This is a genomic window from Streptomyces capparidis (assembly GCF_054782095.1).
The window spans coordinates 94,090-106,159 of record NZ_BAAGTD010000016.1; the positions used below are offsets into that span (position 1 = coordinate 94,090).

Genomic DNA, 12,070 nt, shown 5'->3' on the forward strand with positions numbered 1-12,070 from the left:
GCGCCTCCGCGGCCTCAGCCGAGGGGGTTGTCCGTGTCGCGCAGGGCGGCCAGGGCGGGGCCGTACATGCGGGACTTGATGGTGCCCAGGGTGGGGCCCGCCTTGGCCGCCTGGGCGGCGGCGAGCTCCACGGCGGTGGCGCGCACCGCGTCCTCGTCCACCGCGCGGTCGACGATCCCGGCGGCGAGCGCGTCATGGCCCCCGTAGCGGCGGGCGGTGGTCATCGCCTCGTGCGCGGTCTGCGGGGTCAGCCTGGCCTGGATCAGCGCGGACATGCCCGGGGTGAACGGGATGTCGATGTCGGCCTCGGGCAGGCACCAGAAGCCCCGGTCGGCGCGCATCACGCGGAAGTCGTGGGCGAGGGAGAACATCGCGCCCGCGGCGAAGGTGTGCCCCTGGAGGGCGGCCACGGTGACCACCGGCAGGGACAGCACCCCGGCCAGCAGCCGGTGGACGGAGACGACGTAGTCCCGGTGCTGGTCGGCGTGGGCGAACAGCCAGTCCAGGTCCAGGCCGTTGGAGAAGAACTTGCCCGTGGCGCAGGTCACCAGGGCGCGGGGCCCCTCCGCCTTCCCCACCTCCTCCAGCGCGCCGGTCACGGCGGCGAGCCAGTCGGGGTGGAAACGGTTCTCGCCGTCCCCGATGTCGAGGATGAAGACGTTGTCCTGGCGGTCGAGCGTGGGCACGGCGGCTCCCTCGGGGGTGGGCGGGTCGGTGGGGCGGTCGCGGCCGCGCCGGGCGGCGGCCGGCGCCGGGCCGGTCCCGCGGCACGTGGACCGGCAGGTCGCGGGTCCCGGCGGCGGCCCGCCGCGCGGCCGTCCTCCACCCGGCCCGGCCCGGACTACCGTTCGGTAACTTATGCGGTGCGGCGGGGCGCCTGCAAGGGGCCGCGCGGCAGGTCCGCCTTCCGCCGTACGGACCTCACAGCCGCCAGAACTGGTCGGCGAAGTCGCCGCACTCCCACTGCACCACGGGGGTCCCGCCGGCGGTGCCGCCGTCCTGTACGGCCAGGCACCTGCCGCTGTTGCGGTTGCGGAGCTGCCATCCGTGATGGCGCCGGTCCCAGCGGAACGACCAGTACTGGTCGGGGTACGGGCCGCAGGGGTACTGGGTGGCCGGCGCGCCGTTGTGCCGGCGGGCCGCGTCCACGGACAGGCACTGGCCGCTGTGCCCGCTCCTGACGGAGTACCAGGTGCCGCCGTCGGCGGTCTCCTCCCGGTGGTGCTCCCACAGGATGCCGGCGACGTCGTCGCAGGCGGACAGGGCGAGCGGCTCGGCGGACCGCACGCCGGCGTCGGGGACGCCGAGGCACTCCCCGCCACCGGCGTTGACGTACCGCACCGCGCCGTCCGGGAGTTCGGGGGCGGCCCGCTCCCGCGCCGCTCCCCCGGCGGACGGCGACTCGGCGCCGGACGGCGGCGCCGGGCCCGGCGTGAGCGGCGACGGCTCGGGCGACCTCGACACCGGCGCCGGGCCCGGGGCGGTCGGGGGCGAGGAGCGGTCGGCCGCCGACGCCGACGGCGGGGCCGTCCGCGGGGCGGAGGCCGGCACGGTCCCCGCGGCCGCCGGAGGCGCCCCGGTGCCCGCGTCGATGAGCTGCCACGTCGTCACGGCGATGCCCGCCACCGCGCAGACGGCGGCGGTGGCCGCGACCAGGGTTCCGCGGCGCGCCGCCCCTCGGGGGCCCGGGCCCGTCGGCGCCGGGCCGTGGTGGTGGATGTGCACGCCGCCGTGGACCGCACCGGCCTGGACCACCGCTCCCGACGCCTCGGAGCCGGTCAGCTCGTTGCGCACCTCACCGCCGTCGGCCACCAGCGCCCCCCGTCCCCACCCCGGCAGCGGCCCGCGCGGCGAGCCGGTCCGCGGCCATGGGGTGGTCCCACCGCTTCCCCGTGGCAGCAGTGTGACACGCCGTGTCCGGGTCCACCATGTTCCGTCACAGGAGGCCACCGCCCCGGCGCGCCGGGGCGGGCGGGAGCGGCCCGCGCTCCTTCCGGCCTCCCGTAACCTCGGCACCACCCGTCCCGGCGGCGTGCCGGGCGCCCACAGGAAGGCGGCGAGGCCCATGAGCGCGTCCGGTTCCCCGATACCGCGGTTCCACCTGGCCGTGCCGGTCGACGACCTGGCCGCCGCGCGGCGCTTCTACGGCGGGGTGCTCGGGCTGGAGGAGGGGCGCAGCGCCGAGAGCTGGGTGGACTGGAACCTGCACGGCCACCAGTTCGTCACGCACCTCGCGCCGGGCCGGGCGCGGGACAGGGCCCACAACGCGGTGGACGGCCACGACGTCCCGGTGCCGCACTTCGGCCTGATCCTGACGGTCCCGCGCTTCCAGGAGCTGGCCGGCCGGCTGCGCGCGGCGGGCACCGCGTTCGTCATCGAGCCGTATCTGCGCTTCGCCGGGCAGCCGGGCGAGCAGTGGACGATGTTCCTGCTCGACCCGGCGGGCAACGCCCTGGAGTTCAAGGCGTTCGCCGACGAGTCGCAGATCTTCGCCGGCTGACGGGGCGGCGGTCAGTCCAGCGGGGCGGGCCACTCGTGGGCGGGCAGCAGCTCCCGGAGCCGGGCCGAGTCGCGGCGGCCGAGGACCACCTCGGTGTCCAGGTTCGCCGGGTCGATGTGGCGCAGGAACTCCCGGCACCGGCCGCACGGCGGCAGCACGTGCAGCGCGCCGGTGTCGCCGCGCCACACGGCCACCACCTTCGCGATCCGGTACTCCCCCGCGGTGACCATGGCCGCGACCGCCGCGTGCTCCGCGCAGAACCCCATGCCGGAGGAGGTGTCGATGCACACTCCCCGGTAGAGGTTGCCCGCGTCGGTGACCAGCGCGGCGGCCACGTCGCCGAACAGCCGGTCGCCGACCCGGCGGGGGTTGAGCACGGCCTGCGCGGCCGCGATGAGTTCGTCGTGCCCAGGGGTCGCCATCCGGCGGAAGCTACCAACCGGGCCGCCGCCGGGCCACCGGTTTCCGCGGCCCTCACGCCCCGACGGCCGGCCGCGGCGCGGCGGTCGCGCGCCGGCGCAGGCGCCGGACGGCCGGGGCGGCGACGGCGGACGCCGCCAGGCAGTAGCCGCCCAGGGCGACGAGCTGAACGGGGTGGCCGACCCCGGCGTCGATCAGCAGGCCGCTGACCCCGGGGCCCAGGGCGGAGGCGAACACCAGCACCGCCACCACCGCGGACCGGATCGCGCCCAGGTGCCGGGTGCCGTAGACCTCCGGCCACACCGCGCCGAACAGGCTCAGCGAGACGCCGTTGGTCACCCCGTACAGGGCCATGAAGGCGAAGGCGCCCCAACGGGCCTCGACCGTGCCGAGCAGCAGCAGCCCGCCGCCGAGCGGGAGCAGGAAGACCGGGAGCAGCGCCAGCGCGGTCAGCCGGTCCACCAGGTGGCCGCCCGCCACGCTGCACACCACGGTGGTCACCGCGTACAGCGGGAAGGCCGTCGCCAGGGTCTCCAGGGACCAGCCGCGCACCTCGGCCAGGTGCGCCTGGTGGAAGAAGACGGTGTTGCCGATGAGCGCGGGCGCCGCGGTGGCGAGCAGCAGGACGTAGAAGTACCGGTCCCGCAGCACCTGGGCGCGGGTCCAGCTCGGGGCGGGCGGGGCCGCTGGGCCCGGCTCGGGCGCGGGCCGCGAGGCGCGCTCCACCGCGAACAGCGCGGTGACGGCGGCGCCGACCGCGGCCACCACGGCGGCGGCCGTCCACCACACGGTGCGCCACCCCGCCGCGGCGGCCAGCGCGACGGCGAGCGCGGGCAGGGCCGCCTCGCCCGTGTTCAGGCCGAGGGCGGCCAGGGACGTCGCCCGGCCCCGCCGCCGGGTGAACCAGCGGCCGAGCAGGGTGAACGCGGTGTGCGTCATCATGCCCTGCCCGAACAGGCGCAGCAGGACCAGGGCGGCGAACAGCACGGCGGTGTGCGCCGAGCAGGCCATGACCACGGTGCCGAGCGCCAGCATCGGCGCGGTGACCAGCACGACGGAGCGCGCCGGGCGGTGGTCCACCAGGTGGCCGGCCCTGGTCAGGGCGAGCGCACCGAGCAGGGTCGCGGCCATGTACAGGGCGCCGTAGCCGCCGTGGCTGAGGCCGTGGGCGGCGCGGACGTCGTCGGCGAACAGCGAGATGAAGAAGGTCTGGCCGAAGGAGGAGAGCAGGAACAGCAGGAAGCCGCCCAGCAGCCAGCGCCCCTCGCGGCGCAGGAAGGCGGTGCCCGGCGCGGGGCTCACGCCGGGCGGACGCGGGCCGGGGCTGCGGGCTCCGGGGCTGCGGGCTCCGGGGTTGCGGGCTCCGGGGCGGGCTGCTCCGGGGCGGTGCCGGTGGCCGGGGGCGCGGCGGGGGCGGGCCCGGCGGCGTCCAGGGCCTCGGCCGCCCAGGCGGCGGCGTTGCGCGACCAGTCCAGGTCGCGGTGGGCCGCCATCATCTGGAGGTCGCGCCAGTGCCGGCCCAGCCGGTGGTCCTCGGCGTGGACGGCGGTGCCGCCCAGCCCGACCAGCCGGTGCACGGCCCGCACGCACAGCCGGGCCAGGTAGGCGCGGTCCCGGCCGACCGCGGCGGCGTCCTCGGGGGTGACGGCCCGCCGGGCGGCCCCGGCCCCGTGCAGGCGGGCGCACACGGCCCGGTACAGGTGGCGCGCGCAGTCCAGCTCCGCCGCGCTCTCCGTCAGGCCGTCCCGGACCAGCGGGTCGTCCAGGGCGCGCGCCCCGCCGCGTCCGGCGGACAGCAGGTCCAGGCAGGCGCTCCAGGCGCCTTCGGCGCAGCCCAGCACCGGGCCGACGACGCAGGTGTTGATGTACGGCAGGAACGGGACCTCGTCCAGGTAGTAGGCCGTCGGCGCGGTCCCGCCGTCCGGGCGCCGGGCGGCGAAGCACCGCGTCAGCGAGCCGGTCAGCGCATCGGGGACGACGGTGTCCACGGTGATGTCCTTCGAGCCGGTGCCCGCCATGCCCGTGACCCGCCAGTTGTCCTCGACGCGCACCCGGTCCGCGGCGAGCGGCAGCAGCACCCGGTCGCCCGTCTCCGGGCAGGGGCCGTTGAGCAGCACCCAGTCGGCGTGGTCGGCGGCGGAGCAGAACCGCCATCTGCCCGCCACCCGGTAGCCGCCGGGCACGCGGGTGACGCGCCCGCCCGCGGAGGCGGACGCCGTCGCGAACACCTGCCGGGCCCCGGCGGCGAACACCTGCTCGGCGGCCTGCCGGGGCAGCCGCCCGGCCAGCGCGGCGTGCCCGCCGACCACCCCGACGACCCACCCGGTGGACGGGCACGCCCGCGCGGCGCGCCGGGCCGCCTCCACCAGGGTGGGCCAACCGTGCCCGGCGCCGCCGAACCGGGGCGGGGCCGCCAGTTGCAGCAGCCCGGCGTCCAACAGCTCGGTGACGGTGCCGCGGGGCAGGCGGCGCTCCCGCTCGGCCTGCTCCGCCCGGGCCCGCCACCGTCCGGCGAGCGCGTCCACGGCGGCGAGCACGCCCGGGTCGGCGCCGGGCGTCTCCTCGCCGCTCACCGCGGGCCCGCCGCGGCGCGCCCGCCGACCCGCCGCACGACCGGGTCCTCGAAGCAGAACCCGTCCGGGATGCGCGGCTGCCCGGCCAGCTCCAGGAACTCCGCCAGGAGCTCGGCATCGTCGCAGGCCACGAACTCGTGGAAGTTGGTGCCGTTCCAGATGAGCCAGACGTGCTCGAAGCGCTCGCCCAGCGCCGCCACCAGGTCGGTGAACTCCACCTGCCCGTGGACCATCCGGGTGAGCATCTCCTGCTTCTTGCGCTCGACCTCCTGCGGGGAGAAGTAGCGGGCCTTGTGCACCTCGTCCTTGACCCGCTCCCGGTGCTCGTACTCCAGCGGGTCGGGGTGGTCGAGCTTCTCCAGGAAGAACGCCAGGCCGCCGGGCCTGAGCACCTCGGTGAGGTGGGCGATCTGCGCCGCCCGGTCCTTGCCGTAGAACTGGAACGCGGCCGTCTCGTACACCACGTCCACGCCGTCGCGGAACGGCGCGTACTCCTCCCGCTCCCGCAGCACGGCGCGGTCCAGGAGGAACAGCGACCCGGGGAAGTACCGGGAGCGGGCCGGGTCGGCCCAGGTGCGGAAGTACCGCTCGTTGGCGCGGTTGGGGGAGCTGGTGAGGGTGGTGACGCGGCCTTCGGCGAACGCGGCGAGGGTGCGCCCGTTGCTGCCGTCGAACGCGTCGGCCTCGTAGAACGTCAGGCCGCGCCCCTCGCGGGCGGCGCGGCGCCCGGCCAGGTCGGCGAGTGCCACGCCGACCCTGGACATCTCCTCCAGGATGCCGGGCACGCTGGCCAGGAAGTGCTGGAACAGCGGGCCCGAGCGCTCCACCATCGCGTCCTGGTAGTCCAGCAGGCGCCGGTCGGGGAACCGGTCGCGGATCGTGGAGCGCACCGGGACGCGCGGCACCTGGTCGCGGCCGGTCGCGATCGCGTCGAAGCGGTCGGCCAGGCCCACCATCGACGACGAGGCCACGTAGTCGGGGGCGCCGCCGCCCGCGGGGGCGGGTTCGGTCAGCGCCCGCCGCAGGGCCCGCCGGTCGGTCTTGCCCGACTCGGTGCGCGGCAGCGCGTCACGGAAGGACACCAGGGCGGGCACCATGTGCCAGTCGAGGCGCTCGGCGCAGTGGCGGCGCAGTTGCTCCGCGTCGAGCGCGGCGCCGTCCCGCGGCACCACGCAGGCCGCGGGCACCTGCCCGGCCTCCTCGTCCGGCACCGGCACCACGGCGGCGTCGGCGACCTGCGGGTGCTCCCTGAGCCGCGCCTCGACCTCATGCGGGTTCACCTTGAACATCGACCGGCTGAACGTGTCGTCCTTGCGGCACACCCAGAACAGGTGGCCGTCCTCGTCCCGGGTGAACACGTCCCCGGTGAACAGCACCCGCTCCTGCCCGAACAGGCCCGTGCGCAGCACCTCGGCGGTCAGCTCGGGCTCGCCCCAGTAGCCCTGCATGACCTGCTCCCCCACGACCGCGAGCTCACCCGCGGCACCGGGCTCCTCGACGGGCTCGCCCGCCTCGTCCACGAGGAACGCCCGCACCCCGGCCAGGGGCAGGCCGACGGAGCCGGGGCGCCGGTCCAGCTCGGACGGCGGCAGGGCGCACACGCGCTTGCACTCGGTGAGCCCGTACATCGAGTGCAGCGGCACGCCGGGGAACGCCTCGCGCAGCCGCCGGATGTGCTCGGCCGGCAGGCGCTGGCCGGTGCTCGACAGGTAGCGCAGGGACGGGACGGGGTGCCGGGCGGGGTCCTCGACGCGGCACAGCAGGGCCAGCAGCGACGGGAAGGCGTGGACGGCGGTGACGCCCTCCCGGGCGACGGTCTCCAGCAGCTCCTCCGGCCGCTCCGGCAGGCCGCGCAGCAGCACCGCCCGGCCGCCGAAGGCCAGCGGCATCACGATGTTGTAGAAGCCGAAGTCGGAGCCGATGGTGGTGCAGCTCAGCACCACGTCGTCGGCGGTGTGGCCGTGGTGGGCGGTGACCGCCCGGAACGCCGCGGTCATGTTGCGGTGGCTGATCACCACCCCCTTGGGGGCGGAACTGGAGCCGGAGGTGTAGAACACGGCGGCCGGGTGCCCCTCGACCGGGATCCCCGGGCCGCGCCTGTCCCGCCCCAGGGGCCCGGGCCGCGGCACGGCAGGGCCGGGCGGGCCGCCGCCGCCCAGCGGGAGCACGGCGGCCAGGTCCGTGTCGGCGAACAGCCCGCCCGGGTCCTCCGCCCGGTCGGTGACCAGGACGGCGGCGTCGCAGTGGCCGATCTGGTGGACCAGCTTGCGCCGGGTGAACGACGGGTGCGTGGTGACCAGGCAGCAGCCCGCCTTGAGGATGCCGAGCGCCGCTGCCACCACGTCGGGCGACAGGTCCGCGTACACCACGACGCGGTCGCCGGGACCGGCCCCGGTCTCGCGCAGTTGCGCCGCGTAGGCGTCGGCCAGCTCGTTCAGCTCCCCGTAGGTGACGGCGTCGCCCTCGACGGTGAGGGCGGCCCGCCCGGGGTTTTCTCGAGCGTTGCTCTCGAACAACTCGAATAGGCGTGGGGTGTCGCCCGCGCCACCGGTAATGTGTGCGGCCATCAGTAGGACGACGCTTTCACCCGGTCCAGCGAATGGCGTTCGGTGCCCTTCAGCGGCGGATTGAAGACACTCAGCAGCGTCATATCGCCGTCCGGGTCCGCGCGCAGGTGGTGGCGGTCGTGCTTGTCGAGCGCGTAGAGCACGCCCGGGGTGATCCGGTGGACGTTGCCCGCCATGTCCTCGATTTCGCCGGAACCGGACAGGCAGAAGCACGCCTCCAGGTGCGAGCGGTACTCGATGAGCGAGGAGGTGCCCGCCCTGACCACGGTGTGGCAGACCGTGAAACCCATGTTGTCCACGGCGGTGAGCAGGCGCAGACTGGTGCCGTTGCCCCAGTCGACCTCGTACGGGGAACCGGTTAAGTCGGCCAGCGAGCGGATCAGCATCGCAACACTCCAGCGTTGACGGGGTGACGCAGGGAATTGGTGCCGGAAAAGGAAAGCGCGCGTAATCCCATGATGCGGACGGGGTCTTGCGGGAAAGAATGGAGAGCGGCTGGTTTCGCCCGTTGAACCGGCGCCGATCCTCTTTACGAGAACGAAACCGGAAACATACTTGACGTAGTGCGGCGAGTTGGTCAAGTAACATCGAGGTGTGATCCGCGCCACACACGGCAGGGCGGCGGCCTTCCCTTTCCCCACGACCTGTTCGCCGCACCGGGGCGGTGTTTGCGGAGAGGGCGCCTTCCGGCGTTCTTTTCCCCGGTCCGGGTAGGGGGCGGGCGGGGATTTCGCGGACGGGCGGCGCGATGCCCGGGCGCGCGGCGCGCGGGGGCTGGTGTGCGGTGGGGGCCGGGGCGCGCGGTGCGCGGCGGCGTCCGGTCCGGCAAGGGGACGGCGTGCGGTCGAGCGGGGTCAGCGGCCCGGAACGTCAGCGCGGTCGCGGCGGGGGACGACGAACCGCCCTCCGCCGTCGCCCGACCGCCGGCCTGCCGTATCCCCGCATCAGCGTGCCGCGACGCGAGAACAAGACCGCGGTTCCCGAGCGGCGACCGGAACCATGGTTCGCACGGCCTCCCCTTCCCCGGACACCGGGACGCGTCGCACGTGCGCTGGATCGCCGGCGGCACGGGGGCCGGCGAGAGCACGTCGACCCGGCTGTCGGCCGACCGGCGCGGCATCGCGGTGCCCGACGGCGACCGTGCGGAACACGGCCGGTCGGCGCGGTGCGCGTCGCGGCGTCACCCGCGCCTGTCCGCCCGCGCGGAGCGTCCCCGGGCGACAGGCGGCGGGGCCGCCCCCCGGCAGGTGTCCAGGCGACTCCGAGCCCGCACGGGCAGACCGCGGCCTCCTTGGTGAGGACCTCATCGCCATGCCCTCCGACCGCGTCATCATGGTCGGCCACTTCGGGATCCCGCCCGGTCACCTCGCACCGCCGCCGCGGCAGCCCGGCCGAGCCCTCTTCCCGCTGCCCGCACCCCGGTTCCGCCGGGAGGCACTCGCCGAAGCGCTGCGCGGACTCCGCCCGCGCGCGCCGACCGGGGCGGCGGCGACCCCGGACCCGTGCCCGCCGAGCGCCTCGGACGCGATGCCCCCTGGGACGAGGAGGTCCGCAGGCAGGCGGACGACCACGGACTCGGCACCACCACGATCGACGGCGGTGTTCCCGTCACCGGCCCGGCCGCCCGGATGGCGGTGCGGTTCGGGCCGGCCCCCGGAGCGTGAGGCCCACCCGGCCGACGCGCGAGCCGGGCGCGCGGAGCGGCGTCCCCGCAGCGGACCTCCGCCTCGGCCGCCCGGCCGGCCCCGCCGGGGCTCCGGGGCTCCGGGGCTCCGGGGCGGAGACGGCGTCTGCCGGCCCGCGCGGGGCGCGGGCCGGCAGACGCGTCGCTGCTCAGGAGGTGTGGGGGCAGTTGCCCCGGTACTCCTCGATGGTCAGGCTGGGCCGGGGCAGCGGGCAGAGGAACTGCTCGTAGCGGGTGTCATTGTCGATGAATCGTTTCAGCCACGAGATGCTGTACTTCGCGATCGTGGTGTCCGAGGTGTTCGGCGCGAAGTGGGAGGCGTTGTTCAGCTCCAGGTACGCCCGGTCCAGCGTGGACGGCAGCGACTGGTAGAACGGCTCGGCGTGCGAGGAGACCGGGGCGACGCTGTCCCCGTCGGCCCCGATGATCAGGGTGGGGGTCCTGACCTCGGGCCAGGTCTTGTCCGTGTGCCACGGGGTGAGGGGGATGGCCGCCTGGAGCGCGGGCCGGGTCTTGGCCGCCTGGAGGGAGCCGCCGCCGCCCATCGAGTGGCCCATCACGCCGAGCCGGGTGGCGTCGACGCGTCCGCGCACCGAGCTGCGCTCGGTGAGGTGGTCCAGCGCGGCGAGGAGCTGCTGGGCGCGGCTGTCGGGCTGGTCGTAGATGGTGTTGGTGTCGATGGTGAACACCACGAAGCCCTGGGAGGCCAGCCGCGGCCCCAGCCACGAGATGGAGGACTGGGTGCCGGTGAAGCCGGGCGACACCGCCACCGCGCCGAAGGTGCCGTCGGCGGTGGTGGTCGGGTAGTAGATCGTGCCGCCGCCGAAGCCGGTGACGCCCAGCGAGGAGACGGTGGTCTGCGACACCGCGTAGGGGCCGCGCGGCGCCTCGATGCTCGCCGTCGTCGGGTCGGGCCCGCGCTCGTACGGGTTCTCCGCGGCCTGGGCGCCGGAGGTGAGGGTGGTGCTCATGGTCGCGACGGCCGCGGCGGCGGCGAGAGTGCCGACCAGACGCCCGCGGCGGCGCCGGGGCGCTCCGCCCTCGGCGGTCGGGGCCGTTCTGCGGAGGGTTATTCGCACGACTCGTCCTTTCACCAGGGGTGAGCCACGCTGCCGCGCGGGCGGGATCGGGCAGGCCGAAGCAACCGGTCGTACGCCCGGCCGCACGTCTGTCACCTGCGGCAACGTAACTTACCGAGTGGTAGTAACGGGGAGTTGGAACTATAGAACCCCCCGGGCCGCCGCGTCATGACCCCTTCTCGGACGATGCTGGAACGTGTGCTTCCGCCCATCCGCCCGCCCGGCGCCGATGTGCACGAGTCCAATCGACGGCGCGTCGACGCCGCGTCAGCGGCGCTCCGCGGGAGGCCGGGAGCCCCGCGTCCGGGGCGCGGCGGCCGTGCCGCGGGCCGCCGCCCCGATGTGCTCCAGGACCGCGGCGAGCGCCGGGGAGCGCTCCGAGCCCGCGCGCACCGCCGCGAAGACGTTGCGGGACGGCGCCTGCCCCTCGACCGGCCGCACCGACAGGCCGGGACGGTGCAGGGGCTGCACCAGGCGCGGGACGAGGGCCACGCCCGCGCCCGCCTCGACCAGCGCGGCCAGGGACTGCCAGTCGTTCACGGCGTGGCGGACGTCCGGGGTGAAGCCGCCCGCCGCGCACACCGCGCGGGTCACGGCGCCGCAGCAGGTCCTGGCGTCCCCGACCACCCACGGGTCGGCGGCGAGCTCGCGCAGCGGCACGCTCGTCAGGCCGGTGAGCCGGTGGTCCGCGGGCAGGGCCACGTCCAGGACGTCGGTGAGCAGGTCGGTGCGGGTGTAGCGGCGGTCGGTGTGGGTGGGCGCGTCGCCGAAGTCCACGGCGACGGCCACGTCGACGTCCCCCGCGTCGAGCCGGGTGAACAGGCCGGGCGGCTCGGCCTCCACGACGGTGACCTCGATGCCGGGCCGCCGCCGGGCCAGGGCGCGCAGCACCGGCGGCAGCAGGCCGGAGATGGCGCTGGAGAACGCGCCGACGGTGACCGCTCCCCGCTCGCCGCCCGCCCACGCGGCGAGGTCGGCGCGGGCCCGCTCCAGTTGGGCGGCGATGCGGTCGGCGTGCTCCAGCACGATGCGCGCCTGGCCGGTGAGCCGCACCCCGCGGCCCTGCCGCTCGATCAGCGGGACGCCCAGCTCGCGGGAGAGGGCGGCGATCTGCTGGGACACCGCCGACGGGGTCAGGTGCAGCGCGGCCGCGGTCGCGGCGAGGCTGCCGCGGCGGTGGAGCTCCCGCAGCGCGCCCAGGCGGCGCAGATCGATGGTGAAGGCTTCGCTCACCTGTTCCATGCAGA

General features: G+C 75.9%; 11 protein-coding genes. 2 read left to right on the forward strand and 9 right to left on the reverse strand.

What is annotated here, in order from left to right:
• Positions 1 to 14 precede the first annotated feature (14 nt).
• Both ACYVO2_RS15375 and ACYVO2_RS15380 read right to left on the reverse strand, forming a co-directional pair.
• Positions 15 to 686 (reverse strand): enoyl-CoA hydratase-related protein, encoded by a 672-nt coding sequence (locus ACYVO2_RS15375; RefSeq protein ID WP_461008348.1) that lies wholly within the window; start codon positions 684 to 686, stop codon positions 15 to 17.
• A gap of 235 nt (positions 687 to 921) precedes the next feature.
• Positions 922 to 1,812, reverse strand: coding sequence for an RICIN domain-containing protein (locus ACYVO2_RS15380; RefSeq protein WP_461008349.1), 891 nt, complete (start codon positions 1,810 to 1,812; stop codon positions 922 to 924).
• 253 nt (positions 1,813 to 2,065) lie between these two features.
• Between ACYVO2_RS15380 and ACYVO2_RS15385 the strand changes: the two genes are divergently transcribed.
• Positions 2,066 to 2,500: a VOC family protein gene (locus ACYVO2_RS15385; protein ID WP_461008350.1), complete on the forward strand. Its 435-nt coding sequence runs from the start codon at positions 2,066 to 2,068 to the stop codon at positions 2,498 to 2,500.
• Positions 2,501 to 2,511: 11 nt separating this feature from the next.
• On the opposite strand, the gene ACYVO2_RS15390 is transcribed toward ACYVO2_RS15385, so the two are convergent.
• From ACYVO2_RS15390 to ACYVO2_RS15410, 5 genes are read right to left on the reverse strand one after another with little or no spacing between them, the layout of a single operon-like run.
• Positions 2,512 to 2,922 (reverse strand): cytidine deaminase family protein, encoded by a 411-nt coding sequence (locus tag ACYVO2_RS15390; RefSeq protein WP_461008351.1) that lies wholly within the window; start codon positions 2,920 to 2,922, stop codon positions 2,512 to 2,514.
• 52 nt (positions 2,923 to 2,974) lie between these two features.
• The gene (locus ACYVO2_RS15395) at positions 2,975 to 4,222 is read right to left on the reverse strand and encodes an MFS transporter (RefSeq protein ID WP_461008352.1); all 1,248 of its coding nucleotides are present in this window, start codon (positions 4,220 to 4,222) and stop codon (positions 2,975 to 2,977) included.
• Positions 4,219 to 5,493: an acyl-CoA dehydrogenase family protein gene (locus tag ACYVO2_RS15400; RefSeq protein WP_461008353.1), complete on the reverse strand. Its 1,275-nt coding sequence runs from the start codon at positions 5,491 to 5,493 to the stop codon at positions 4,219 to 4,221. The genes ACYVO2_RS15395 and ACYVO2_RS15400 overlap by 4 nt, the downstream gene beginning before the upstream one ends.
• Positions 5,490 to 8,060 (reverse strand): class I adenylate-forming enzyme family protein, encoded by a 2,571-nt coding sequence (locus ACYVO2_RS15405; RefSeq protein ID WP_461008354.1) that lies wholly within the window; start codon positions 8,058 to 8,060, stop codon positions 5,490 to 5,492. Before ACYVO2_RS15405 ends, ACYVO2_RS15400 begins: the two co-directional genes overlap by 4 nt.
• Entirely contained in the window at positions 8,060 to 8,446 is a 387-nt protein-coding gene (locus ACYVO2_RS15410) for an ectoine synthase (protein WP_461008355.1), read from the reverse strand. Before ACYVO2_RS15410 ends, ACYVO2_RS15405 begins: the two co-directional genes overlap by 1 nt.
• Positions 8,447 to 9,562: 1,116 nt before the next feature.
• Here ACYVO2_RS15410 and ACYVO2_RS15415 point away from each other — a divergent pair.
• Complete coding sequence (locus tag ACYVO2_RS15415) at positions 9,563 to 9,724, forward strand: hypothetical protein (protein ID WP_461008356.1); 162 nt, start codon at positions 9,563 to 9,565, stop codon at positions 9,722 to 9,724.
• A 169-nt stretch (positions 9,725 to 9,893) separates the two neighbouring features.
• Here ACYVO2_RS15415 and bdeA read toward each other — a convergent pair whose 3' ends face one another.
• Together bdeA and ACYVO2_RS15425 are read right to left on the reverse strand one after the other, a co-directional pair.
• Positions 9,894 to 10,823, reverse strand: coding sequence for a bis(hydroxyethyl) terephthalate hydrolase (gene bdeA, locus ACYVO2_RS15420; RefSeq protein ID WP_461008357.1), 930 nt, complete (start codon positions 10,821 to 10,823; stop codon positions 9,894 to 9,896).
• A 267-nt stretch (positions 10,824 to 11,090) separates the two neighbouring features.
• Positions 11,091 to 12,065 carry a LysR substrate-binding domain-containing protein gene (locus tag ACYVO2_RS15425; RefSeq protein ID WP_461008358.1) on the reverse strand — a complete coding sequence of 325 codons (975 nt, stop codon included), beginning with the start codon at positions 12,063 to 12,065 and terminating at the stop codon, positions 11,091 to 11,093.
• Between the last annotated feature and the right edge of the window lie 5 nt (positions 12,066 to 12,070).